Here is a 24,133-nt window from a genome sequence, read left to right as displayed (position 1 = left end):
CCTCCCACGATCCGTGCGGGTCGCCGGTGGCCGAGGTCAGTCGGTGACGTTCAGGCCCATCGACCGGGCGGTTCCGGCGATGATCTTCTCAGCCTGGTCGAGGTCGTTGGCGTTGAGGTCGGCCATCTTCTTCTCGGCGATCTCACGCAGCTGGGCGCGGGTCACCGAGCCGACCTTCTGGGTGTGCGGGACGCCCGAGCCCTTCTGCACACCGGCGGCCTTGATCAGCAGCCGGGCGGCGGGCGGGGTCTTCAGCACGAAGGTGAAGGACCGGTCCTCGTACACGCTGATCTCGGCGGGGACGACGTCGCCCCGCTGCGATTCGGTCTGCGCGTTGTACGACTTGCAGAACTCCATGATGTTCACGCCGTGCTGACCGAGCGCGGGGCCCACCGGCGGCGCCGGGGTGGCCTGGCCCGCCGGCAGCTGAAGCGTGAACGTCTTGACGAGCTTCTTCTTCGGAGGCATGTCTCTTCCTGGGGCTTGGAACTGGGAATTGTTCGCACCGACGTCGCCGTCGGGCGCGCACGGTCAGCGCGTGTGGACGGCGGCGACGTTCTAGGGTAGCGCAGGCCGGAATCCGCCCGCCCACAGAGGTTGCCTAGCCGAACGACGTCGATCGTCGGCGGCGGCCCCGGGGCCGCCGCCGACGATCGACGCGATCAGATCTTGGCGACCTGGTTGAAGTTCAGCTCCACCGGCGTCTCCCGACCGAAGATCGACACCAGCACCTTGAGCTTCTGCTGGTCGGCGTTGATCTCGCTGATCGTGGCCGGCAGCGACGCGAAGGCGCCGTCGGTGACCGTCACCGAGTCGCCGACCTCGAAGTCGAGGACCTTGACCTCCGGCTTGGCCTTCCTCTGCTCGGTCTCGACGGCCGGCGCCAGCCACTTCAGCACCTCGTCGAGGCTCAGCGGCGCCGGGCGGTCGGCCCGGTCCGTGGCACCCACGAAGCCGGTCACCCCGGGCGTGTTGCGCACGCAGGAGTAGGACTCGGCGGTCAGCTCCATCCGGACCAGGATGTAGCCCGGGAAGACCTTCGCCTGGACCTGGGACCGCTTGCCGTTCTTGACCTCGACCTCTTCCCGGGTCGGCACCTCGACCTGGTAGATGTAGTCCTCCATGTCGAGGGACGTGATCCGGGTCTCGAGGTTGGTCTTGACCTTGTTCTCATAGCCGGCGTACGAGTGCACCACGTACCAGTCGCCCGGCGCGTAGCGCAGCTTCTGCCGCAGCTCCGCGACCGGATCGTAGTCCTCGTCGGGTGCGGGCTCCGTCGTCGCGAACTCCGGCTCGCTGGCGGCCCCGACCGACTCGTCGTTCGCCGCCGTCGCCACCGTGGACTGCTCGTCCGGGGTCTCGGCGGTCTCGTCGTACTCAGGCACGCTCGCTCACTTCCGTCACTATCGGCACAGTCAGCCGGTCAGCTGGGGTTGCCGAAGACCCACAACACGCCCTTCGCGAAGGCGTAGTCAAGGCCGGCCACGATCGTCAGCATCATCGCGACGAATGCGACCACCACGGCCGTGTAGGTCAGCAGCTCCTTGCGCGTCGGCCAGATGACCTTACGCAGTTCGGCCACGACCTCGCGGATGAAACGCGCGATGCGGCCGAACAGGCCCACCTTCTCGGCATCGGCACGCGTCTTCGACCGGCTGTCGGCGGAATCCGCCTTGGCCCGCTCACGGGTGGCGGTGCCGCCCCGGGATACCGGCTCGTCCGCGTCGGTGGCGTCGTCGTCGGCACCGTCACCGTCGTTGACGACCTCGTCGTTCAGGCGGTCGTCGTCGGCGTCCTCGCCGCGCCGCTTCTTGTCGGCCACTTCGCCCTCCGTCGCGGGATGTCGGGGTCGCACGCGGAACGCGTACGCGGCGCTTGGTCACGCCGGCCGGACCAACCGTCCCGGGACGGGCCGCGGCCGGCGGATCAACCGGAGGGGCCCCGATGCCTCGGAACCTCTCCGCCGATGCCACCACCACGGGCCGCACGCCACCGGGAGGTGACGCGACCCACGGAACGGTCAGGCCTGAGGCGCAGGGGTGACAGGACTTGAACCTGCAGCCTGCGGTTTTGGAGACCGCTGCTCTGCCAATTGAGCTACACCCCTGTGCGGCAACGTTCGTCCCACCAGGCCACACGACCAGGCAGGAGTCACTTGCCCCACGGCGGACCAGTGTACGGGTACCGACCCGACTTTCCCAACCGGTCTACCGAACGTGGCGGATGGTGCCGGTCAGCCCGCCGTCCGCACGGTGGCCCGCGCCTGCGACAACACCTTCTCGCCCTGGCAGGTGGCGGTGACGTCGAGCCTGGTCAGGCCCTCCTCGGTCACCTCGCGGACGACCGCGTTCACCACGATCTCGGTGCCCTTGTCGTCGTCCGGCACTACCACCGGGCGGGTGAACCGGACGTTGTAGTCGACCACCGCGTCGGGCGAACCGGCCCAGGCGGTGACGGCCCGGCCGACCAGCGCCATGGTGAACATGCCGTGCGCGATCACCCCGGGCAGGCCCACCTTGGTGGCGAACCGGTCGTTCCAGTGGATCGGGTTGAAGTCGCCCGAGGCGCCGGCGTAGCGGACCAGGTCCGCCCGGGTCACTCGGAACGTCTGGGTGGTCAGCTCCACGTCAGTTCTCCCCGCGTACGACGAGTTTGGACCAGACCGCGACCACCGGCTCGCCACCGGTCGTGCTGACGTCGGTCCGGGTGGTCAGGAACTCGTGACCACCGCGGCTGGTGATGTCCTCGATGATGTTGACGCAGACCAGCTCGTCGCCGGCCACCACCGGCCGGGTGTACGCGAACCGCTGGTCGCCGTGGACGACCCGGCTGTAGTCGACGCCCAGAGCCGGGTCCTCGATGATCTGGCGGCTGGCGGCCATGGTGATCGCCACGGGGAAGGTCGGCGGCGCGACCACGTCCGGATGGCCCAGGGCGCGGGCCGCTTCCGGATCGTGGTGGGCGGGATCGGTGGCCCCGATCGCCGTCGCGAACTCACGGATCTTCTCGCGGCCCACCTGGTAGGGGGCGGTCGGCGGGTAAGTGCGGCCGACGAAGGAGTGGTCCAGGGACATGCCCGCGAACCTACACGCAACGCACAATCGCCGGTCCGTGTGGTCGACGTCAGCCAGCAGACCGCGCCGCCGCACGAAACCGGCGATGGTGGTACGCGTGGACCCGGGCCGAGTCGGCCCGGCCAGGTCAGCGGGTCTCGCGGTGAACGGTGTGCCGACCGTCCCGGGGGCAGAACTTCTTCAGCTCGATGCGGTCCGGGTCGTTACGGCGGTTCTTGCGCGTGATGTAGTTGCGCTCCTTGCACTCCACACACGCCAAAGTGATCTTCGGCCGGACATCGGTCGCCTTTGCCACGGCGGAGTGCCTTCCTCGCTAACGGATACAACTACGGCGCTACAGCGTACGCGCCACTTGGGCGGACACGCAAAGCGGGCACCTACGGCACCCGTCCCACCGACCGCCGGAATGCTCCGGACGGACGAGAGTAGCGGTGGCCGGACTTGAACCGGCGACACAGCGATTATGAGCCGCTTGCTCTGCCATCTGAGCTACACCGCCGTGGTAGGCCCAGCCGGACCCTCTGAGCCCCCTTACGGAATCGAACCGTAGACCTTCTCCTTACCATGGAGACGCTCTGCCGACTGAGCTAAGGGGGCCTGCACGATCACTCGGTGGCCGCGCAGAGGTAAGAGTACACGGCCCCGCCGTACTGGTGAAATCGGATCCCCAGGGACGCCGTACGCCCAGCTCAGGGCACCACGCGCAGGCGCGGCAACTCGTTGTTGGAGATTGACTCCGGGTCGACCTGGGCGCCGAACCATGCCTCCAACCGCTCGTACGGCAGCGGGCGGCTGAACAGGAATCCCTGGCCGATCTCGCAGCCGATGTCCTGAAGCAGTTCCAGGGTCAGCTCGCTCTCCACCCCCTCGGCCACCACGGTCAGACCGAACTGCTGCGAGAGGGTCACCACGGCGTTGACGATCGCCAGGTCGCCGGGATCGGTCGCCATGCCCTGGACGAAGGAGTCGTCCACCTTCACCTCGTGCACCGGCAGCCGGCGCAGGTGGGCCAGCGAGGAACTGCCGGTGCCGAAGTCGTCCACCGAGAGCCGTACGCCGAGGTCCCGCAGGCGGCGCAGGGTCGGGATGGGCCGATCGGTGCCGTCCAGCACCCCGGCCTCCTCGATCTCCAGGGTCAGCAGCTGCGCCGGTACGTCGTACTCCGCCAGCAACTCGCGCACCCGCTCCGGGAAGTGCTGGTCGTTGAGCGTACGCGCGGAGATGTTGACCGCGACGGCGAGCGACTGGCCGCCGTGCGCCCAGTCGCGGCTGTGGCGCAGCCCTTCCCGCAGCACGAACTCGGTGAGCCGCCCGAGCTGGCCGGTGTGTGCGGCGACCGCGACGAAGTCCTGCGGAGCGACCGTGCCGTGGGTGGGGTGCTCCCACCGGGCCAGGCACTCCACGCCCACCAGGCGCCGGCCGCGCAGTGTCACCTTCGGCTGGTAGTAGATCTCCAGCTCGCCGTTGTCCAGGGCGCTGCGCAGGTCACCGGCGAGACCCAGTCGGTGCAGCGCCCGCGACTCCAGGGCCGGCGTGTAGAGCTGCACGCTGCCCGGGACCGACTTCGCCGCAGAGGCCGCGACGTCCACCCGTTGCAGCAACGTCGCCGGGTCGCTGCCGTGCTCCGGATGCACCACCACGCCGACGGCCGTGTCCACGTCCAACGTGAGGGCATCGAAGACCATCTCGTCCTGAATCTGCTCGCGCAGGTGGCCGGCGAGTTCCATCGCCGCCTCGGCGCTTTCCAGACGCATCGTCACCAGGAACTCGTCCCCACCGGCCCGACCGACCAGGGCCGCCGACGGTGCGCAGCCACGCAGCCGGTCGGCGACCTCGACCAGCACCTTGTCCCCCGCGGCGTGCCCGAGGGACTCGTTGACCTGGCGCAGGCGGTCGACGTCGAAGAGCAACAGCGCGACCACCTCGCCGGGGGCACGGATCCGGACCGCCTCGGTCAGCGCGCCGAGGATCCGGCGACGGTTGGGCAGCTTGGTGAGCCCGTCGTGGTACGCGTCGTGCCGCAGCCGGTCGACCAGGCGCGAGTTCTCCAGCGCGACCGCCGCGTGCGCGGCGACCGTCTCGAAGACCGTCACGTCCGCGGCCCGGAACGAGTTGGTGTCGCCGAGCCGGTTGGTCACCTCAAGGGTGCCGATGACGGCCTTGCCGGACCGCAACGGCACCACGATCACGTCCTTGACCGCGGTCGACTCCAGCGTGTCCCGCAACTCCGGATCGCCGCCCAGCCGGCTACTGACCGCGACGGTCTCCTGCCGCGCCACCGCGACGTCTCGCAACGCGGCCGGGCTGAGCGTGGAGTCCAGCAGGCCGGGCTTGCCCTCCTGCGCGGTGAGCAGCACCTCCGGATGGCGGCCCTGGGCCGGCAACCAGAGCGTGGCGGACTCCGCCTGCATCAGGCTGCGGATCCGGACGAGCAACGAGTCGATGAGGTTGCCGTCCGGGCCGCTCTCGGTGATCCCCTTGGTGAACTCGTACATCTCGGCGACCGTGCGGTGCTGCCGGAAGAACTGCGCGTACGAGCCGTAGACCAGGGCGAAGGCGATGCCCAGACCGGCGAAGAGGAACATCGCCCAGGGCGTGCCCTCCAGCGCGATGATGATCACCAGGCCAATGGCGAGGTTGATCGTCACCACCAGCAACATCGGCGGCGCCGCCCGCAGCATCTCCCGCCCGGCTTGCCAGCCCTGCACCACGGAGACCACCGCGACCACGGCAGCCAACGCGACGAGGGTGTGGGTACCCACGGCGGCGGTCAGCACCGCCCAGGTACCCGGGCCGACGCCGCCGGGCTGCGGCAAGACGTGGTACACGACGGTCGCCAGGGAGGTCGCTATCGCCGCGAGCGCGACGTTGAACCAGAACTTCGCCGGCAGGAGCTTGCGCCGGATCTGCACCACGATGGCGGCGACCGTGTACGCCAGCACCACCGACAGCGGTGGCAGCAGATAGAGGGCGACGACCAGCGGAATCTCGGTCGGGGTGGCGGCGAGCGCCTGACGTCGTACCACGACGTTGATGGTCGGCAGCGCAGCAGCCACCATCGCCACCGTGAGTAGCAACGTCAGCGGCCACTCCCCCAGGGCGGGGGATGTCGTCAGCCCCAGGGTCAGGGAGAGGACGACAGCACCGAGCGCCAACGGCCCAGTGACCAGCCAGGCATACTCCGTCCGCCGTCGGTTAGGGCGGGGGCGAGGCGTCATGGCTCCCCTAGCGGCCTGAACTTCAAGGGGTCTGGAAGAAGCCCGGACCCAGGAAGGCCCGTCAGGGGATCAGCGACCCTAGCGCCGGCATGTTCCACTCGAGACCATTCGCCCTGACGTCGAACTCCGCGATCGTGCTCGTCGCGAGAGCCAGGCCGGAAACCAGCAAGAGGGAGCCGAGCAGCCGGCCCAAACGTCGAGCAGACATCTGTGCTCCTAAGTGGGGTGATGGGGAACGCGATGGAGGTCTCCCGATGGTGCCACAGCGAGTCCGCCGGTGGAAAGTTCACAGACCTGATGTTGGTCCGCTTGTCGTCCGGCACGGCACGTACGTACCCGTCCCGTACAACATCCGGGCAGGTCAGCGCTGGCCGCGCCCTCGCCACAGGAGAAGAAGACACCATCCACCCATTCCCTACTTAGACGGCGTAGCGGATCTAGCGGACAATGACGAAGAATACTTTTGACCGGATAATGCGGAATAGCAGGAATCTCCGATCGCGCCACCGTGAGCGATCAGCTACCCCACGTCCGCGACCGATCTTCCGCCCTGCGCCGGTCCGCGCCCTCCATCGCTTGGCGGACTGCCAGCCGGATCACCAGGTCGGCGACAGCGTGGAGCCGTACGGACCCAGAGTAGGACGAACACACCATCGCAGTCACCCCCATGGATGGCCGAATCATGCCAACCTGCACGAAGGTGCTGCTCACGGGTACGGCGAGGAGAAGTGTCAGGTACCGGCTCCCACCTCCGAGACATCGGCGTTCCCGCTGACCAGCCCGGCGACACTCACCATCACGCGACATGTTCTGGTGGACGCGGGGCTTCCGCCCTCCTCGGGTGGATTTTGCGCGGGTAGTCCGTATACCGGTAAAGGTCTGTCGGGGTACGGGTCGGTAGGAGCATGTAGCGATGCGCGCAGCGGACGCACGTTTTCGTCTCCAGTGAACCGCCACCCTCTGGAGCGTCGGATCCCCGTACCGCAGCCGACGTGATCGAGGCTGGCTGTGACTGCCTCGTGGCCGGCGTGGACAGCATGACGATCGCGGTTGAGGGCGGCTCCAGGCCGCCCGGATGCCACCAAGCGTTCGGCTGATTCTTCAGACCAGCAACGGCCCCACGTTGCCCCGTCAGGGATCTTGATCGCCCGTAGCCCCGGGCTTCCGAATCCAGCCGAGGAACCGCACGTAGAAGTAGTACGAAGGGTCAGGTGGAGCGCCGAGGCGAGTCAAGTCGGCTGTTGCCTCCTGAAGCAGGTCGGCCATGTCCAGCCCGAGCAGCCTCCCGACGCCGTAGTCCGCCAGCAGATCGGTCCGAGCCTGTCGGCAGGGTCAGCCGTGAGCACACGCAGCACAAAACCAGAGGGGCCGTACGGGTGCATGTCGTTGCAGGTGCATCGAGGTTCCTCCCGAACGCGAGACGGGTGGCACCCCTGGCAGCCGGGCACGGCCTCCAACAGCCAGGGGCCCGACCTGATCCCACCCCGGCACCGATCCAGATGTCAACCAATCGGGGACCCCCTTTCGGGGACCCCTGCCCGGGGAGCTTAATGCGCACATACCTTCGGCTCTATGGGTGCTGGGACTGGACCGGGCGAACTGGTCGGCCCGTGGGAGATCGCCAAGCTGCTCGGCGTGACCAGGTCGCGTTTCCAGCAGATCGCGCTGCGACCTACCTTCCCCAAGCCGTACCAGGAGCTACGGGCCACCAAGGTCTGGCTCAAGGTCGACGTGGAAGCCTGGATCGCCGAGTACCGACAGCCGCGCCAGGCGGACGACGACGTGGAGGCATAGCCGCAGGGCAGCCCGACCAACGGAACAAGTGAGGCAGCCCGACCCGGCGCCCGCAAGTCCCGTTCAGGACCCGCCCGTCGAGAAGCGAGCACCTCGATCCGCCGCCCGCCCGATGCGTATCCGACCCGCCAGTCCACCGGCAGCAAGGTCGACTGCCAGCAGGAATTGGACCTCTACAGCTTCCGCGCCCCGCCGACGGCGACGGCGACGGCTTACAGGGCGTCCGCGATCTTCACCGGGTTAGCCAGTTGAACTGCTGCTTCTCGACCGATCGAACCCACCTTCCCGCCACGCATCTCTCACACCACACCACTAAGGTCAGCTCGACAGCCAGCGAAACACTGCGACGAGTGCCGCCAGGATGGCGATTCCCCAGACAACATTCCGGCCCGTGCCGTCGAAGATCAGATAGGCGATCTGGGCTACCAGGAAGATCGAACTCAGCATCAGGTCGACAAGGAGGAGAACCAACGTCAACGCCAGACGTAGCAGGAACCACACGAAACCCAGGCCATACCACTTATTGATCGTTGAATCGTCGTACGCCCAACGCGTCAGCATGAAGGGCTTGTAGATCGAGGCTTCCCAGCCCTTGCTCCACTTTGCACCAGCTTTCACCCAGAACGGGTCGCCGCTCTCCTTCGCCGTCGCTTCCGATTGCTTGAACTGAATCTTCTTTACGGACCCACCGGTGATGTCGATCAAGACCTGGCCGTCTTTCACCTGGATCGTGGTCTTCCCGTTCACAACCACCGTGAGCTGGTCGCGGCCCGACTGAACCCTGTACACCTTGTCGAACCCGGTCTTACCCCTCTTCCGATCCCGTAGTAGCACGTAGATCGTGCCGCCGTCTCGCGGCGGTAAGGAGTACTCAGCGCCGATCGAGAATTCCCCGATAGGGGTGATGAAACTCGTCTCGCCCTCGACGGCGACACCATCAGGTCCGATCGTCAGCGCTACCGGCAGCAGCACGGGCTTGTAGCGGACCTTGCCCTCAGCTTCTGGATCGCAGCCGGCGAGTACCAGGACAAGGAGCACGAGAACTATCCACGCCGTACGGTCGCGGCGCGGTCGCGCTCGAATGGTCCGCACGGCCGGCGGTTGAGGCAGAGGCGGCACCCGCCTGGTGGCGAGATCCACCTTCAACGTGAACCGCCCGCCTGGTCCGCGCCTCCCGACGCCAAACCAACTACCCTACGTCGCCACATAACTACGAGTATCCCGTAAGCGGTCAAGGCACCGCGCTTCGCGGCCCGACGGGGAAGGCCCGCCGTGACGCCGGAGAGCCACGTGCGGGGCACCGGAGCGCGTCCCGCGATCTGTCGGATACAAATCACCGACTCTGCCGGGAGCCCGGAACCCTTTGGCGACGTGCAGACCGCTGCGGTGGAGCAGGCCGAGGTCTGGTCCCCCGTCTCCCGTCCCCCCGCTCCGAGGAAGGCCGAAGATGGCACGCATCCCAGCCAGAGGTAGAACTGGACGCGGTAGGACAGGCGATCATGGCGACACGTATGCGACAAGACCGGTGAGACACTTCCGCCCTGAGTGAGAACCAGCGGGACGAACAAGAACGGCCCCTGAACAGCATCTCTGCCGATCAGGGGCCGTTTTCGCACCTGGTGGCGGGTGCAGGATTCGAACCTGCGAAGCTTTCGCGACGGATTTACAGTCCGCTCCCATTGGCCGCTCGGGCAACCCGCCAGGGCGTACCGCCGCACCGTGGCGCGGCAGCGGAAGCAAGGATAGCGGCTACCCCCGGCTCGGCCGCAACCGGGTACCGTCAGGGAGGCGTACCCCTGGTCATCCGGGGGCAAAGGATCACAAACCAGCCGGACAGCAGGAGCATGAGCATGGCAGCGAACCCGTCGTTCGACATCGTGAGCAAGGCCGACCGCCAGGAGGTCGACAACGCCCTCCGCCAGGCGGAGAAGGAGCTCGCGACGCGGTTCGACTTTCGGGGGACCGGCGCGGAGATCTCCTGGTCGGGCGAGGAGGCGATCAGCCTTCAGGCGGAGACCGAGGAGCGGGTACGGGCCGCGCTGGACGTCTTCAAGGAGAAGTTGGTCAAGCGCAACATCTCGATGAAGTCGCTGGACGCGGGCGACCCGCGCCCGTCGGGCAAGGTCTTCAAGATCGATGCCAAGGTGATCCAGGGCATCGACCAGGAAAAGGCCAAGGCGATCAGCAAGAAGATCCGCGACGAGGGCCCCAAGGGAGTCCAGGCGCAGATTCAGGGCGACCAGCTTCGGGTCACCGGCAAGAAGAAGGACGACCTGCAGGCCGTCATCACGCTGCTCAAGGGCGAGGACTTCGGCGTCGCCCTGCAGTTCACCAACTACAGGTAAGAGCTTCTTCCCCGGCCTGGCGAGCCGGCTCCTTACGCTCCGCCACCTGGGCAAACGTCGTCGCCGCTGGTCGTCGTTGGTTGGCAGTGATCGGCCTACGACGGCCTGGCTACGGCCTGGCCGAGTCTCTGGGCACTCGTTGACCGTTGGTCGAGCGGGGCATCGACAGCTGCGGCATGCGTCGCTTCATCGACAAGAAAGATCGTCAGCACGTCTTTCAATCCGTACGCATGTTCGACAGTATTGTCATAACCAACCCCGGGGAGCGTGGCCATGGCAGACAAGAGCGCCATCGAGTGGACCGAAGCTACCTGGAACCCGACGACAGGTTGCGATCGGATCTCCGCAGGCTGCGACAATTGCTACGCCCTCAGCCTGGCAAAGCGACTGAAGGCGATGGGGTCAGCCAAGTACCAGAACGACGGCGACCCACGCACCTCCGGACCCGGATTTGGCGTCACGATCCACGCAGATGCCCTGAACATCCCGCACCGTTGGCGTGAACCCCGGACGGTCTTCGTCAACTCGATGAGCGACTTGTTCCACGCTCGCGTGCCGCTGGACTACGTGCGCCAAGTGTTTGAAGTCATGGCTGCCACCCCACGACACACCTACCAGGTACTAACGAAGCGGGCGTCCCGGTTGGCAAGAGTCGCTGACCAACTCGACTGGCCGTCGAACGTCTGGATGGGCGTCAGTGTCGAGACGGAGCAGGAACTGGCACGGATTGACCACCTCCGTGCCGTCCCGGCCGCAGTGCGATTCATCTCCGCAGAGCCGCTACTCGGCCCTCTTGACGACGTTGAATTGGCTGGCATTCATTGGCTGATTGCCGGTGGCGAGTCAGGCCAAGGTGCCCGGCCTGTCGATCCCGCATGGGTGCGAGCACTTCGGGATCGGTGTGCCAATGCGGGGACGGCCTTTTTCTTCAAGCAGTGGGGCGGACGAACGCCGAAGGCAGGTGGCCGCCTGCTCGATGGGCGGACGTGGGACGAGATGCCGTCGAGAGAGCTTACGCCGGCTCGATGAGCAGCTGAAGCAACTTGCCCTTGCCCTTCGGGCTGGTCTTGGTGATCTCCGGGTGAAGCCTGTTCCACGCCTTCCGCAGGTGAGTTTGGCGGGCTTGGCCAGCAGCCTTCCCATATACCTCGCTGTAGCGTCTGCTGATCACGAAGGACTTTCCCTCGCCGAGCAGCCGACGGAGGTTCCCCTCGATTTCGTTTACCCAGCCGTCCTCCAACGCCTGCTCGCTTGCTTGAAAGGCTGCCTCGTCCGCGAACAAGGTGTCGGCGTTCTCGATGTCGTAAACAGCTTTTCGCCACTGGCCAAGGCCGAGCGACAGAGCTTCGGCAAATTCAGTAAAGCCGTCACGGTGGCGAGTGAGAAAGACAAGGTAGTAGAGCGGCTTATGACGAGCACGGTTACGAACGGGGGTTACGCACCAGCTGCATCGTTGATCGGCAGCCAACCGCCGCGTGTACTCGACCACCACCGCTTCCTCGGCGCGCTCCTTCTCGTCGCCGTGATCCAGCCAGACCTTCTGCCACCAGTCACCACCACACGCAGCGTCCATCCGGGCGAGGGTTGCCGGCCTTCCAGGAATATCCTTGATGCTCGTGAGCAGCCCGGCCACCCGCCGCAAGCCGACCGCGCTGAAGTTGATCAATAGCTCGGTTGCCGGGGGCTGCGACGGCCGCTGAGCAAACACTTGCGCCGTCTTCCTGAAGGGAATCATGACCCCAAACGGATCAAGGTAGACCAGAGTCGGAATGCCCTTGACCAAGGTCAACAGATTGTCAAGCTGATCTTCGATGCCGCCGGAGAAGACCTGCATGGGCAGGTCTACCCCCTCTGCCGCGACCATCTGCCGGAGCTTCATCAGCGACGTAGGGTCACTCTCAACGAAGTATCCCTCTAACTGCCGATTGACGCCCTGTAGCTCGCGCGCCTTGCGAAGCAACAGTGCAGGAGAAGCCTCGTCTCCGTTATCGTACCTACCCTCCCCCGCATAGCCGTCGATCACCGCAACCCTGTGGCCAGGGGAGTACAGCCCAGTCTTTCCAGCAAACGGGCTGACGTACTTGTCGATGACGGCGTGCTTCAGAATCGCCGCCGGTTTTTTTCCTTCAAAGAAACCCACGTGTCCCCCACTTGGTTTCCTGACCGTCATTTGGCCCACAGCAAGCAGTCAATGTCTTGTGGTCATTCTGATCTACTAGAACAGATTGGAGGTACCGGTCCAGCGGTCCAATCTTCTGTCGGCTGAACGACAGCCGTTCTTCACCTGCTGTCTGCTGCCCTCGCGGCCGTGCGCCTGCTATCAGTGGTCAAGGGATGGCGGCACCAGTCCGCCCACCGCTCGTCGACCCGTCCGTTGGCAAGCAGGCCACCCGCCCAGCCCGCCACGTCAAGCGGACCTTGACGCCCCGCGCGACCGGCGACGAGTCGGGGTCGGGGTTGGCGGCGCGCACCATTAAGGGCAGGCCATCGGCCTGCCCACGACTCCTGCCCGAGGGTCGCAGAGGCTCCGAGGTCAAGGGCGGCCCGCAGGGCCGTCGCTTGCGACGCGAAGCGCCCTTGAGCTTGGAGGGGCGGCCCGGCACACTCGCGCCGCCAACCCCGACCCCGACGGCCGCGACCCGCAACGCGGACCCCGCGTGCCCTCCCCCTGCGCCGCGCCGCTCGGGCGCGGCGCGGCCGGCTGCCGGCGACGAACCTCCACCACTTTTACACCCGTCCCGTCTGCGGCGGCCCCCGGGCTTTCCGCCCTTCGCGCCAGCCGCCGGGCGTGTTGCGTGGCCGGAGTCGGAGCGCCAGCGGAGCGACGGACGCGCGCCCAGGCGGCGGCGCGTGCGGCCCGTCCAGGGCCGCCTTGAAGACGTACAGAAAGTTTGAACCACATGCCGGCAGCCGGCCGGTTACTGCCCCATCGCTGCCGCGCGCCGGCTGGTGTGGTCGATCAGCGTTGCGGCCTCATCGGGCTGGATCGCGGACGTGTCAACGACGATGTCGGCGGTGGTGAGTGGCTCGGTCGCGTCCCAGGCTCTGAGTCGCTCGCCCGTGTCGCCGGTCTGGCGGGCGACTATTCGCTGTTCTGCCAGATCGCGAGGACAGGTGAGAGCGACCACCGTCCATCGGACTGTTGGAAACGCCTTCCGGACGGCATCGATGGCACCGACCTGGCCGAGGTGCAGCACGGGGACTCCTTGCCCGAGGTGCTGACGCAGAGCTGGCGCATCGACGACGTAGGTGGAGCGGTACCGTCGGTTCTCCCAGAGCACGTCACTTGAGGCCCGGAGCGCTTCCAGGTGTTGATCCGTGCTCATGCGATAGCCAGCCGTTCGACCGTTACCGACTTTCAGCCGTTCAAACTGCTGGTAGGTGCTGTCGAGCTGGTGCAACGCTTGGGTAATGGTGTCCTTGCCCGATGCCGGTGGGCCATAGAGGATCACGCCGCGCATCAGTCGAGTTCCAACCCCATGAGGGACTTCACGAGCGTCTCGGCCTGGTCTTGCAGCGGTTCCGCTGACGTGCAGTTGTTGATGACGACGTGGTCGGTCAGTGGGTGAGCTTCGGTGTCGATCCGACTGAGGTAGCCGGGCCAGTCTGCGAGTTTCGCTGCGTCGCGGGCTGCACCTCGTCTACGGATGTACACATTCATGGTGTCCGGGTCGCAGTACACCCACACCACGCTCAAGGTCGCACCAAGGTCCACGAATCTGGCCCTAGCGCGTTCGAGCCATTTGGCGTCCTGGAACTCGGCGATGAACGGCGCAGTGACGATGACACTGTTGCCGCACTGCACGTTCTCTTCCGCCGCGCTGCTCAACGCTTCGTACTCGCGAGGTCGGACAAGCTTCAGGTAGGTGTCAGACTCTCGGTCGTTCGGGGACTGGCCGAGTATCTCTAGTGCTGCCTCAACGATGGGGCGTGTCAAGGTGTCCTTGTCGAGCATCGGCCACCCGGTGGCCCGCGCGAGGATCCGTCCTAGCTCAGTCTTGCCGCTGCCAGCGTATCCGCCGATGAGCACTACGCGCGGCTTGGGCAGACGGACGGGACCACGGCGTTCCTGGTTCGGCACTCGCACGACCCGCTTTGAGCGGGACTTGCTTTCGATGAAGCCTTCCGCCTCAAGGACCTTCATCGCAGCGGTGATGGTGAAGGCGCTGGTATCCCACTCGGCGGCCATCTCACGGCTTGACGGCAGCACGTCGCCGTCTCGGCGGACCCCCGCCGCGATCTCGTTGCGGATGTGCCGGGCGATCTGTTGATGCATGGACTCACCCCGGGTCAACCGGGGGCGGGGCGATGACATGGGCATCCTTCGGGTAGGCACGCTTGCCTACCAGATCCTACCAGTTACCTAACAGGCGGCCACGCGCGTCACTGCACGTCAGGACGCCAGTTCAGATAGTGCATACCTAACAGTTGCTTTGTCTGCCAACCAACTGTTAGCGTCGATCCATCGGGCAGTCGTCCACAGGGGACGCGCTCAAGAAACCTCGGAGGTCTGAAAGTGAAGCTGTACGTGGACACCAAGGCGAAGCAGGTGACGGTGTCGAGGGACCCGGAGCCGAAGAACGACCAGAACGGCAATCAGCGGTCGGAGAAGGGAACGGGCCGGCTCATGTGGTCCACCCAGGTCTTCGTTCTCGACGAGAACGGCGGTGAGGTCATCACCATCACCACGGCGGGTGAGAAGCCGAGTGTGATGGTGGGGCAGCTCATCGAGGTCGAGCAGTTGGAGGCCATCCCGTGGGCGACCAACGGGCGTAACGGCGTCGCGTTCCGTGCGATCTCGCTGAAGCCGAAGGCTGGTGCCTCGGCCAAGTAAGTCCTTCGCACAGCGTGCTGTGTGAAGCCTGCGGTGTTCCTTTTCGCGCTCCTCCGCGCGTAGCGGTCTGATGGTCCGCTGATCTGTTCCATGTCGTCCGGAAGCGGTTCTGGCTCGCATGTTTCCGGCCGGTGGCCACGTCAGGTGGTCACATCCCTATGAGGCGCGGGGTCGGTACTGGCTCGCATACCTGCCGACCCCGCCTGCCTTCCAACCCGTCTGCCTTCCAACCCGTCTGCCTTCCAACCCGTCTGCCTCCAATTGTGGGGAGTGGTTGTCATGTCTATTTCCGCCGTCGTGTTTGCCGTTGTCGCGGCGACCTTCTACGCCGGTCACCAGGTGGCCGATCACGTGTTCGGCCAGTCCGACAAGCAGGCCGCGCACAAGGCCGCGCCTGGCTGGCTCGGCTGGCGTCACCTGTTGGGCCACGTCGTGGCCTATCACTTCGTGGTGGTGGTCATGTTGGCCGTCGCCATCGTGGCGTTGGATCTGCCCGTCACGGCCTTCGGCATTGTCGCCGGGCTGGGCTTTTCCGCGATCAGTCACGCGATTCTCGACCGGCGTTGGCCGGTGCGGTGGCTGTTGACCCACACCGGAAGCGGTGACTTCGCGGACCGTCAGGCCCCGATCTGCGGGATGTACCTGGCCGATCAGTCCCTACACGCCGCGTGCCTGTGGGTGTCGTCCCTGCTCATCGCCTGCCTCTAAACCCTCAAGGAAGGGAGCCCGTGATGGGCCGCAAGTATCTGTTCAGCGAGGACAGCAACGGTCGTGCCCGTGAGGTCAAGGTCGACCCGAAGCACCTCGACAAGCAGATTCGCGAGGAACGCGCCGCCGGGCGAACCCCGACCGTCCTGGACGAGGACGAGCGCATCCGCTTCGGGCAGCTCGCCCAGAACCTGCGGGACAACGGCTGACCTTTGGTCAGCGTCTCGGAATTTCGAGCGCGGGGCCGGTACTGGCTCGCAACCTGCCGACCCCGCCCTCTTCCAACCCATCCACCCCAATCACTTGGGAGGACGTGTCATGTCCAAGTCTAGTCCTCGCCGCCCGTTCGGCGGGAAGTCAACCGGAACGGTGACGGTCATCGAGGCCCGTGTTCACCGTTCCTGGGCCAGGAACGCCCGGATGGCGTTTGTCCTGACGGCGGTGATCGTCGGCGTTCTGTCGGCCGTGGTGGCCGCTTCCTACATGCACCCGATCCTTGCCCTGTTCGTCGGCGTCGGCGTCGGCGTTCCGCTGGGCGGCATCGTGTGGGTGCTGGTCCGCATCTGGCCGGTGATCCGGCTGCTGTGGTGGTGGACCCCGGAGATCGGTCTCGCCGGTCTGCTTCTGGTCGGCTGGGTACAGCTCGCCTCTCACACCCCGACCCTGGTGACCCTGCTCGTCGTCGCCCTGGTCGTCGGTGTCCCGGCCGCTGTCCCGCCCGTCCGGCGTCAGATCGTCGCCTGGGCGTGGTGCCTGGTCGTCCGGCACCGACTGCGGGTGTGCTTCGCGCAGTTCATCATCGCCAACCAGTCCGGTTCGCTGCCGCTAATCCTGTGGGCCACTCCGACTCCGGTCGGTGAGCGGGTGTGGGTGTACCTGCGCCCTGGCCTGTCGGTCAAGGACCTGGAAGCACGGTTGGACAAGATCGCCGTGACCTGCCACGCCTCCACCGTGCTCATCGAACGGGCATCGGACGGCAACGCCGCCTACGTGCGGTTCGACATCAAGCGCCGTGAGGTACTGACCGCCAATGTCGGGTCACCTTTGGTCGACGTGATCGACCCGGACACCCCGACCGTCGAGCAGGCACCCCCGGTGGTGCCGACCGCTCTGGACCTGCCCGACGTGCAGGCCCCCACCATCACCCTGCCCAAGCAGGGCGTCCCGGGTGACCGGAAGCCAGCCAAGCCGGCCGCCGCGACCACGGCCAACGGGAGCACGCCTGCTGCGTCGGCGGATGCCGACGACGTTTCCGACTGGATCTAACCCACCACTTCACCCAGGACGCGAGGAGCCCTGCGGGCTCGTTCGTGTGGCTTCTCGCGCCCACCAACGCCCAAGGAGGGCACCCATGGCTACCGCTACCGCCTCCCCGTCTGCGGGGGTTCCGGTGGGTCCCGGCCTGTCGATGTTCGACCCGATCTTCCTCGGTATCGACGAGTTCGGCCAACCCGTTTACATCACCCTCGCCTACCGCAACCTCCTCGCCGGTGGCGAACCCGGCGGAGGTAAGTCCGGCCTACTCAACACCATCGCCGCCCACGCCGCTCTCTCCGTCGACTCCCGCCTCGTCCTCCTCGACGGCAAACTCGTCGAACTCGGCCAGTGGGAAGACTCCGCCGACGCCTTCATCGGCCCCGACATCACCGCCGCCCTCGACGTCCTGCGACGCCTCCAGGTCGTGATGAATAACCGCTACGCGTGGCTGCGCGCCCACAACCGGCGCAAGGTCACCGCCGCCGACCGCCTGTCCGTCATCACCGTCCTGGTCGACGAGATTGCCTTCTACTCCGCGACCGTCGGTGCCAAGCAGGAACAGGAAGAGTTCGTCGCTCTCCTGCGCGACCTGGTCGCCCGGGGACGTGCCGCCGGTATCCCGGTGGTCGCCGCCACGCAACGGCCGTCGTTCGACATCATCCCCACCTCACTGCGGGACCTGTTCGGCTACCGGGCCGCGTTCCGCTGCACCACCTCCAACAGCTCGAACATCGTGCTGGGTCACGGGTGGGCCGAGCAGGGCTATTCCGCCACTGACATCGCCCCCACCAACCAGGGAGCCGCCTACCTCATCGCCGAAGGCGGTGTCCCGCGCCGCATCAAGGTCGCCTTCCTGACCGACGCCCAGATCTCCGGCATCGCGGACTACGCCGCGTGGATCCGCCGGCCCGGCACCATCACCACCCCGCCCGGCTCCCCCGCTGACTGGGGGATGGCGGCATGACCACCCGCGAACGCGCTCACGCCAAAGCCAGCAACCAGCGCTTCAACCAATTCACCGAGATGTGGATCGTCGGCACCCCGGAAGACCTGGCCGTGATGATCCACGCCGCCCGCGCCACGGGTCGGCTCGTCTTCGTCTCCGCCCCACACGCCATGGGCGGCGACGACACCCGCCACCGCCGCTACCTGCGGCTCCGCACCCGCTAGCAGTCGACGGAACCGGCCTCAGCCCTGGAAAGCAGTCCGGTTCCGCCGACCTCCACCAAATCCTTACTGGAAGGACGTGGCTGCCATGAAGGCTACCCACCCACCCACCGACCTACAGGTTACATCCGCTGACCTGCTGCGGATGGCTGCTCGCTACCTCGAACTGCGCGGTTGGACCCAGGGCAACCCCTATGAGTCGGGCGAACATCCCGCCTTCCCGCCGGCCTGCACCCTCGGTGCCATCACGTTGGCCGTCTACGGCACCCCCACCAGCATCGAAAGCCAGCAATGCGGCGACCCGACAGCCGCCATCCTGCGAGACAACACGGTCCGCTGCCTGGCCGACTTTCTCTGGCATGACGGCCGCACCCCTGACTTCGACTCCACCAGCGGCTCCTGGACCTCCACCACGGAAATCGTCGCCGAGTGGAACGACGAGCCCACCCAAACCCTGACCGACGTTCTCGACATCCTCCACGCCGCCGCCGACGAGTGGGACCGCCTCCACATCACCGGAGGTGAGAAGCGATGAACATCGTCAAGCGCACCTTGACGCCCCGCATCCCGGCGCAGAAGCGGCGGGATGTCGTCGAGAACACCGAGTTCGCCGCGTTCGCCCGGCGCATCATCCGCGCCCACGGCCGCCGCGTCGCCACCGGTGACGTCGAAGCCCTCCGCGATCTCGTCTCCCTGTCCACTGCCATCGACGAAGCGATTACCGCTGCCGTGATCGGTCTGCGGGCTTTCGGCTACTCCTGGGCCGAGATCGGCTCACGCCTCGGCATCTCCCGCCAAGCCGCCCAACAACGCTGGGGCGGTGACCGGCCGTGACTGACTTCGCCGACCACATCGGTCTCAGGGTTCGCTTCTACGACCCGCTCGGCACCCGGCACGGGTTCCCCACCTTCCCCTACCGCATGGCCCCCGCTGGCCTGGCCACCATGCGGCAACTCCGCGCCGCCGGCCTTCGCCCCGGTGGTCACGACCCGGTCGCGCAGATCCTCTGGCGACGCGGCAAGCGGGTCGCCTACCTCTACCGCCTCGACTGGGCTAAACCCAAGCGCACCGCCACCCCCGCCCAACGCGCCGCCATCGGGAAGGCGCTGCGTGCCCGTCGTACCTGCCGCTACTGCGGCGAGGTGAAGCCCTACTACATCCCCCGCCGCTACGGCGAATGCCTCGACTGCCACGAAGGGAGCACCTCGTGATCTTCCCCAACGACTCCTGCTCGTGGTGCATCGAGCAGAACACCCCCGCCGGTGTCCACAACATCCTCGGCCCCGTCTTCGTCCCCTGCCCGGCCTGCCTCGGCCGCTGCCTCCTCTGTGAAGGCGAGGGACTGTTCCCGGCCGACTTCACCTGCCTGCCCTGCTTCCGCCAGCAGCTCGCCGCGCTCGGCCTGACGCCGATCATGTGCGCCCACTGCTCCGGCGTGGTCGACCTCATCCCCACCGACCGCCTCCCGGAGGTGATCCCTCATGGCGACCACTAACCCGCCCGCCTCGTGGGCGGCACGTATGGAGGGCGTCGTCCTGGTCCTCATCGTCATCTTCGTCGGCCTCGCCGCCGGAGCGGCCTCCTTCACCCACGTCCACGACTGGACCATGGCCAACAGCCCCGACGGAACGCCGGGCTGGTTCGGATGGGCCAACGCCGTCATCTCCGAACTCGTCCCCGTCGCCTGCCTGCTCATCATCCGCCGCCGCAAGCGCCACGGCGGACCCATCGGCTACCCCCTCGTCCTCCTGGTGGCCTTCGCCGGCTTCTCCCTCGCCGCTCAACTTGGCGTCGCCGTCGGCAAAGTCGGCCCCACCGGATGGTTCCTCTCCGCCGTCCCCGCCCTGGCCTTCATGGCCCTGGTCAAACTCGTCCTCGCCCCCGTCCACGACGACAACCCGGCACCGGCACCCACGCCGGTCGAACCGATCCGGGTTCCCGCCGCCGAGCACGTCACGGCCACGCCTGAGCCGGTCCCACCGGCCGCGATCACCGCTCCCGACCCCACCCCGGCCGTCGAGCCGACTCCCGCGCCGGCTGTCGAGCCGGAGCCTGTCACCGTGCCGGCCGTCGAGCCGGTCGACATCCCTACCCACCTGCTGCCGATGGCCCGGTTCTCGGCCGTGCAGCACGAACAGACCACCGGACGGGCCATCACCGCCGCCGAGCTGGCCGACCGACTCGACATCACCCCCGCCACGGCGGGACACCTCCTCACCACCCTGACCGGTGGTGCCCGATGACCATCTACCTCGTCGACATCGAACACATCACCCACACCTGCCCGGCACAGCCGGAGCCTCACCCGTTCGACACCCGCCGCACCATCGTCGACACCATCCCTGGCGGAGAATGCCGAACGCCGGTCACCATCCGCTGCGGCACCACCACCGCTGTCATCCCCTGTCACCGGCATGAGCCGGCCAAGCGCCAGTGCGGCGCCTGCCGCAACATCGTGCGCGAACGCACCATCACCACCCGCACCCACGAGGTCGCGGCCTGATGGCGTCGACGCTGGACCTCACACCCCGGACCGCTCTGGCCCGGGGTGTGGGCTCGAACGCCGACACCACCCCCGTGTACGACTACACCACCGCCGGCTCCGCCTACCTACGCTCCACCCAACCCGACTACTACGGCTGGCTGGACCACGTCCGCGCCGCCGCCGGCTGCACCCGCCCGATCCGCCTCGCCGGTCAGCTCCTCACCGTCGAGCAATCCACCGGCCGGGTCCTCGACCAGCGGCACACCGACGCCATGCCCGACGCCGCGATCTACACCGCCTGCGGCAACCGACGCGCCACCGTCTGCCCGTCCTGCGCGCACACCTACCAACGAGACGCCTTTCAACTCCTGCGCGCCGGCCTCGTCGGCGGCAAAGGCGTCCCCGAGACAGTCGCCGCGCATCCGGCGGTGTTCGCCACCTTCACCGCACCGTCCTTCGGCACCGTTCACGCCCGGGTGGTCCGCAAGCACACCTGCCGCAACCGGCGGCGCTGCGACTGCCGGGCCGAACCCTGCCACGCCCGCCGCTCCCTCGGCCTCTGCGAGCACGGCCGTCCCGCCGTCTGCTGGGCCAGGCATGAGCCCGGTGACGCCGTGCTCGGACAGCCGCTCTGCCTCGACTGCTACGACCACGGCCACCAGGTCGTGTGGAACCTGTTCTCCGGCGAACTGTGGCACCGCACCAAACAAGCCGCGGAACGATGGCTCGCCAAACTCGCCCGCCGTCGAGGTGTCCCCCGCATCGCCGTCGTCACCGCCTCCGGCAAGACCCGAATGGTTGCACCCGTACGGCTCTCGCCGGGCAAGGTCGCGGAATTGCAGGCACGGGGAGCGGTGCACTTCCACGCCATCGCCCGACTCGACGGAGTCCACCCCACCGACCCCACCGCCGTCATCCCACCCCCACCCGGCTTCGACGTCGACGACCTCGTCGACGCCCTCCGGCACGCCGCCGCACAGATCGCCTTCGACACCCCGAAGCACCCCGACCGGCCCGGAGGATGGCCCATCACCTGGGGAAAGCAGATCGACCTACGACCGATCACCACCAGCGGGCACGGTGAGGTCACCGACGGCATGGTCGCCGGCTACCTTGCCAAGTACGCCACCAAAAGCACCGAGGCCACCGGGCACACCTCCACCCGCCTGACCGCCGACACCATCGGGAACTACGCCGACCCCGACGGCGACCACACCGCCCGCCTCATCGACGCCTGCTGGCGCATCGGCCGACCCACCAGCACACCCGTCCCGCTATCCCAGCGGCCCCGCGACCACCGGCCCCGGCCCGGCTTCATCCCCGCGTGGGAGTGCCCCGACTGCGGCACCCACACCCGCTACGCCGCCTGCCCCGTCTGCATCGCCAGGCGTCAAGCCGCCCTTGACACCAAACCGACGAAACCAGCCACCAGCAACCCCTACGCCCGGCTACGCCGATGGGCACACATGCTCGGCTTCGGCGGCCACTTCCTCACCAAAGCCCGCCGCTACTCCGTCACCTTCCAACTCCTGCGCGACACCCGCGTCAGCTACCGGCGACACGAACACCACCACCAGGCCGACGAGCACCCCGACACGCTCCGCACCGTCGACCACCACGACGACGACACCACCCTGATCGTCGGCACCCTCACCTTTGCCGGCATCGGCTGGCACACCTCCGGTGACGCGATGCTCGCCGCCACCGCCGCCGCCATGGCCAGAGAGCGACGCAGCGCCGGCCGCGAAGAACTCGCCCACGAACTCAGCACCACCCCTGCCGGCACCGCGCCGGCTGCCGCCTGACCCCCTCGATCAAGGGAGACGACATGCCCGCCGCCCAACCATTCACGCTCTGGACCGTCGACGACGTCTCGGCGTACCTCGGCGTTCCGGTCCAGACCCTCTACACCTGGCGCAAGCGCCGCATCGGTCCACCCGCTGGCCGTGTCGGTCGGCATCTGCGCTACGACCCGGACAGCGTTCGGGCGTGGTTCGAGCAGCAAGCCGCAGCCTGAGGGAGGAGCATCGTTGGCCCACGTCGAAGACCGTTGGTACAAGACCGTTGCTCGCCCTGACGGCAAGTCGGAGCGGGTCAAGACATCTCTGCACGGCAAAGGGCTCCGCTACCGGGTGCGGTACATCGCGCCGGACGGTCGGGAGCGATCGAAGTCGTTCCCCGATCGGGAGAAGCGGGCGGCTGAGGCGTTCCTCGTCTCGGTGGAGTCAGACAAGCTACGCGGCACCTACATCGACCCGGCCGCCGGAAAGCTGACCTTCCGGCAGTACGCCGAGCAGTGGCTGGCCGCGCAGACCTTCGATGAGTCCACCCGCGAAGCCACCGAGCGACGGTTGCGCCGGCACATCATCCCCTACCTGGGAGGTCGCGCCCTGGCCGCGATTCTGCCGACTCACTTGCGGGAACTGGATCGCGCGCTGCAACAGCTCGGCTTGGCGGTTACCTACCGGGTCGTCGCCTACAGCAACGTCGCCACGATCCTGAACGCGGCCGTCGACGACGGCCGTATCCCTCGGAATCCGTGTCACGCGAAGACAGTCCGACCACCGAAGGTTCCGCCCCGCAAGGTCGTGCCCTGGTCGGGGGAACAGGTGCTCGCCATCCGCTGCGGCCTGCCCGATCGCTACCGCGTCGCCGTCGACCTGGGCGCGGGCTGCGGTCTTCGTCAGGGTGAAGTGCTAGCCCTGGCCGTGGAGGACATCGACTTCCTCAAGGGCACCCTGCATGTCGTCCGCCAGTTGAAGATCGTGGGTAGCCGGCTCGTCTACGCCTTGCCCAAAGGACGCAAGACACGAGACATCCCACTGCCCTCGTCGGTGGGTGCGGCCCTCACTCACCACTTGGAGGACTTTCCTCCCGTACCGGTGTCGCTACCGTGGGAGGTGCCCGGCGGGCCTGCGGTCACGGTCAACCTGGTCGTCCACGGTCGGACGAACGTCGCCATGGACCGTCACACGTTCAACCGGGACTACTGGCACACCGCCCTGTCGACTGCCGGCATCCAGCATTCCCGGGCCACCGGGATGCACGCCTTGCGGCACTTCTACGCCTCGGTACTGCTCGATACCGGAGAGAGCGTCAAGGCGCTGTCGGAGTACCTCGGTCATGCCGACCCGGGCTTCACACTGCGGACCTACACCCATCTCATGCCGACCAGCGAGGACCGCACGCGCCGTGCCGTCGACAAGGTGTTCGCGCCATCGTCTGACGGCCTGGCGACGGCCTAGCTGCGA

At 67.1% G+C, this 24,133-nt stretch carries 29 protein-coding genes and 4 tRNA genes; 18 read left to right on the top strand and 15 right to left on the bottom strand.

Features of this window, described 5'->3' with window-relative positions; translation table 11 throughout:
• Positions 1-36: 36 nt before the first annotated feature.
• The 10 genes from rplK to ID554_RS18915 all read right to left on the bottom strand — a co-directional run bounded on the left by rplK (position 37) and on the right by ID554_RS18915 (position 6,292).
• A complete protein-coding gene (rplK, locus tag ID554_RS18960) occupies positions 37-468 on the bottom strand; it encodes a 50S ribosomal protein L11 (protein ID WP_117226265.1) in 432 nt (143 codons plus the stop codon).
• 194 nt (positions 469-662) lie between these two features.
• Complete coding sequence (gene nusG / locus ID554_RS18955; RefSeq protein ID WP_117226266.1) at positions 663-1,385, bottom strand: transcription termination/antitermination protein NusG; 723 nt, start codon at positions 1,383-1,385, stop codon at positions 663-665.
• Positions 1,386-1,423: 38 nt separating this feature from the next.
• A complete protein-coding gene (gene secE, locus ID554_RS18950; protein WP_117226267.1) occupies positions 1,424-1,822 on the bottom strand; it encodes a preprotein translocase subunit SecE in 399 nt (132 codons plus the stop codon).
• Between the two features lie 212 nt (positions 1,823-2,034).
• A tRNA-Trp gene (locus ID554_RS18945) sits at positions 2,035-2,107 on the bottom strand.
• 126 nt (positions 2,108-2,233) lie between these two features.
• Entirely contained in the window at positions 2,234-2,626 is a 393-nt protein-coding gene (locus ID554_RS18940) for a MaoC family dehydratase (protein ID WP_117226268.1), read from the bottom strand.
• Position 2,627: 1 nt separating this feature from the next.
• Entirely contained in the window at positions 2,628-3,074 is a 447-nt protein-coding gene (locus ID554_RS18935) for a MaoC family dehydratase N-terminal domain-containing protein (RefSeq protein ID WP_117226269.1), read from the bottom strand.
• A gap of 127 nt (positions 3,075-3,201) precedes the next feature.
• Positions 3,202-3,369 (bottom strand): 50S ribosomal protein L33, encoded by a 168-nt coding sequence (gene rpmG / locus ID554_RS18930; protein WP_007073056.1) that lies wholly within the window; start codon positions 3,367-3,369, stop codon positions 3,202-3,204.
• A 131-nt stretch (positions 3,370-3,500) separates the two neighbouring features.
• A tRNA-Met gene (locus ID554_RS18925) sits at positions 3,501-3,573 on the bottom strand.
• A 25-nt stretch (positions 3,574-3,598) separates the two neighbouring features.
• Positions 3,599-3,671 (bottom strand) — tRNA-Thr (locus ID554_RS18920).
• 92 nt (positions 3,672-3,763) lie between these two features.
• Complete coding sequence (locus ID554_RS18915; RefSeq protein WP_117226270.1) at positions 3,764-6,292, bottom strand: putative bifunctional diguanylate cyclase/phosphodiesterase; 2,529 nt, start codon at positions 6,290-6,292, stop codon at positions 3,764-3,766.
• A 1,572-nt stretch (positions 6,293-7,864) separates the two neighbouring features.
• On the opposite strand from ID554_RS18915, the gene ID554_RS18910 reads away from it, so the two are divergent.
• Positions 7,865-8,086, top strand: a complete 222-nt coding sequence (locus ID554_RS18910; protein WP_117226272.1) for a helix-turn-helix transcriptional regulator — start codon at positions 7,865-7,867, stop codon at positions 8,084-8,086.
• A gap of 318 nt (positions 8,087-8,404) precedes the next feature.
• Here ID554_RS18910 and ID554_RS18905 read toward each other — a convergent pair whose 3' ends face one another.
• Positions 8,405-9,124, bottom strand: a complete 720-nt coding sequence (locus ID554_RS18905) for a hypothetical protein (protein ID WP_117226273.1) — start codon at positions 9,122-9,124, stop codon at positions 8,405-8,407.
• A 579-nt stretch (positions 9,125-9,703) separates the two neighbouring features.
• A tRNA-Tyr gene (locus ID554_RS18900) sits at positions 9,704-9,787 on the bottom strand.
• A gap of 149 nt (positions 9,788-9,936) precedes the next feature.
• Between ID554_RS18900 and ID554_RS18895 the strand changes: the two genes are divergently transcribed.
• On the top strand, positions 9,937-10,431 hold the full coding sequence (locus tag ID554_RS18895) for a YajQ family cyclic di-GMP-binding protein (protein WP_117226462.1): 495 nt from the start codon (positions 9,937-9,939) through the stop codon (positions 10,429-10,431).
• A 273-nt stretch (positions 10,432-10,704) separates the two neighbouring features.
• Entirely contained in the window at positions 10,705-11,460 is a 756-nt protein-coding gene (locus ID554_RS18890; RefSeq protein ID WP_117226463.1) for a DUF5131 family protein, read from the top strand.
• Here ID554_RS18890 and tcmP read toward each other — a convergent pair.
• The 3 genes from tcmP to ID554_RS18875 all read right to left on the bottom strand — a co-directional run bounded on the left by tcmP (position 11,444) and on the right by ID554_RS18875 (position 14,707).
• Complete coding sequence (tcmP, locus tag ID554_RS18885; RefSeq protein WP_158573666.1) at positions 11,444-12,571, bottom strand: three-Cys-motif partner protein TcmP; 1,128 nt, start codon at positions 12,569-12,571, stop codon at positions 11,444-11,446. The two genes, ID554_RS18890 and tcmP, sit on opposite strands and share 17 nt — an antisense overlap.
• Before the next feature lie 778 nt (positions 12,572-13,349).
• Positions 13,350-13,892, bottom strand: a complete 543-nt coding sequence (locus ID554_RS18880; protein WP_117226275.1) for a phosphotransferase-like protein — start codon at positions 13,890-13,892, stop codon at positions 13,350-13,352.
• Positions 13,892-14,707 carry an AAA family ATPase gene (locus ID554_RS18875; protein WP_223884155.1) on the bottom strand — a complete coding sequence of 272 codons (816 nt, stop codon included), beginning with the start codon at positions 14,705-14,707 and terminating at the stop codon, positions 13,892-13,894. Before ID554_RS18875 ends, ID554_RS18880 begins: the two co-directional genes overlap by 1 nt.
• Positions 14,708-14,947: 240 nt before the next feature.
• Between ID554_RS18875 and ID554_RS18870 the strand changes: the two genes are divergently transcribed.
• The 15 genes from ID554_RS18870 to ID554_RS18800 all read left to right on the top strand — a co-directional run bounded on the left by ID554_RS18870 (position 14,948) and on the right by ID554_RS18800 (position 24,127).
• Positions 14,948-15,265, top strand: a complete 318-nt coding sequence (locus ID554_RS18870) for a hypothetical protein (RefSeq protein ID WP_117226276.1) — start codon at positions 14,948-14,950, stop codon at positions 15,263-15,265.
• A gap of 279 nt (positions 15,266-15,544) precedes the next feature.
• Positions 15,545-15,973, top strand: coding sequence for a DUF3307 domain-containing protein (locus tag ID554_RS18865; protein ID WP_117226277.1), 429 nt, complete (start codon positions 15,545-15,547; stop codon positions 15,971-15,973).
• Between the two features lie 23 nt (positions 15,974-15,996).
• Positions 15,997-16,182, top strand: coding sequence for a hypothetical protein (locus tag ID554_RS18860; RefSeq protein WP_117226278.1), 186 nt, complete (start codon positions 15,997-15,999; stop codon positions 16,180-16,182).
• A gap of 109 nt (positions 16,183-16,291) precedes the next feature.
• The gene (locus ID554_RS18855; RefSeq protein WP_117226279.1) at positions 16,292-17,239 is read left to right on the top strand and encodes a hypothetical protein; all 948 of its coding nucleotides are present in this window, start codon (positions 16,292-16,294) and stop codon (positions 17,237-17,239) included.
• A gap of 85 nt (positions 17,240-17,324) precedes the next feature.
• Entirely contained in the window at positions 17,325-18,194 is an 870-nt protein-coding gene (locus ID554_RS18850) for an FtsK/SpoIIIE domain-containing protein (RefSeq protein ID WP_117226280.1), read from the top strand.
• Entirely contained in the window at positions 18,191-18,400 is a 210-nt protein-coding gene (locus tag ID554_RS18845; RefSeq protein WP_117226281.1) for a hypothetical protein, read from the top strand. The genes ID554_RS18850 and ID554_RS18845 overlap by 4 nt, the downstream gene beginning before the upstream one ends.
• Before the next feature lie 85 nt (positions 18,401-18,485).
• The gene (locus ID554_RS18840) at positions 18,486-18,932 is read left to right on the top strand and encodes a DUF6197 family protein (protein WP_147333387.1); all 447 of its coding nucleotides are present in this window, start codon (positions 18,486-18,488) and stop codon (positions 18,930-18,932) included.
• The gene (locus ID554_RS18835) at positions 18,929-19,231 is read left to right on the top strand and encodes a hypothetical protein (RefSeq protein ID WP_117226283.1); all 303 of its coding nucleotides are present in this window, start codon (positions 18,929-18,931) and stop codon (positions 19,229-19,231) included. Before ID554_RS18840 ends, ID554_RS18835 begins: the two co-directional genes overlap by 4 nt.
• On the top strand, positions 19,228-19,608 hold the full coding sequence (locus tag ID554_RS18830; RefSeq protein ID WP_117226284.1) for an RRQRL motif-containing zinc-binding protein: 381 nt from the start codon (positions 19,228-19,230) through the stop codon (positions 19,606-19,608). The genes ID554_RS18835 and ID554_RS18830 overlap by 4 nt, the downstream gene beginning before the upstream one ends.
• Complete coding sequence (locus ID554_RS18825) at positions 19,605-19,892, top strand: hypothetical protein (protein WP_117226285.1); 288 nt, start codon at positions 19,605-19,607, stop codon at positions 19,890-19,892. The genes ID554_RS18830 and ID554_RS18825 overlap by 4 nt, the downstream gene beginning before the upstream one ends.
• Positions 19,879-20,640, top strand: coding sequence for a hypothetical protein (locus tag ID554_RS18820; protein ID WP_117226286.1), 762 nt, complete (start codon positions 19,879-19,881; stop codon positions 20,638-20,640). The genes ID554_RS18825 and ID554_RS18820 overlap by 14 nt, the downstream gene beginning before the upstream one ends.
• A complete protein-coding gene (locus tag ID554_RS18815) occupies positions 20,637-20,900 on the top strand; it encodes a hypothetical protein (protein ID WP_117226287.1) in 264 nt (87 codons plus the stop codon). The genes ID554_RS18820 and ID554_RS18815 overlap by 4 nt, the downstream gene beginning before the upstream one ends.
• A complete protein-coding gene (locus tag ID554_RS18810; RefSeq protein ID WP_117226288.1) occupies positions 20,900-22,687 on the top strand; it encodes a replication initiator in 1,788 nt (595 codons plus the stop codon). Before ID554_RS18815 ends, ID554_RS18810 begins: the two co-directional genes overlap by 1 nt.
• A 23-nt stretch (positions 22,688-22,710) precedes the next feature.
• Positions 22,711-22,899, top strand: a complete 189-nt coding sequence (locus ID554_RS18805) for a helix-turn-helix domain-containing protein (RefSeq protein ID WP_117226289.1) — start codon at positions 22,711-22,713, stop codon at positions 22,897-22,899.
• A gap of 13 nt (positions 22,900-22,912) precedes the next feature.
• A complete protein-coding gene (locus tag ID554_RS18800; protein WP_117226290.1) occupies positions 22,913-24,127 on the top strand; it encodes a tyrosine-type recombinase/integrase in 1,215 nt (404 codons plus the stop codon).
• Positions 24,128-24,133 lie beyond the last annotated feature (6 nt).

Source organism: Micromonospora craniellae (genome assembly GCF_014764405.1).
Classification (GTDB): Bacteria; Actinomycetota; Actinomycetes; order Mycobacteriales; family Micromonosporaceae; genus Micromonospora; species Micromonospora craniellae.
The sequence above is the reverse complement of the archived record's forward strand: the minus strand, read 5'-3'. Positions and strand labels throughout refer to the sequence as shown.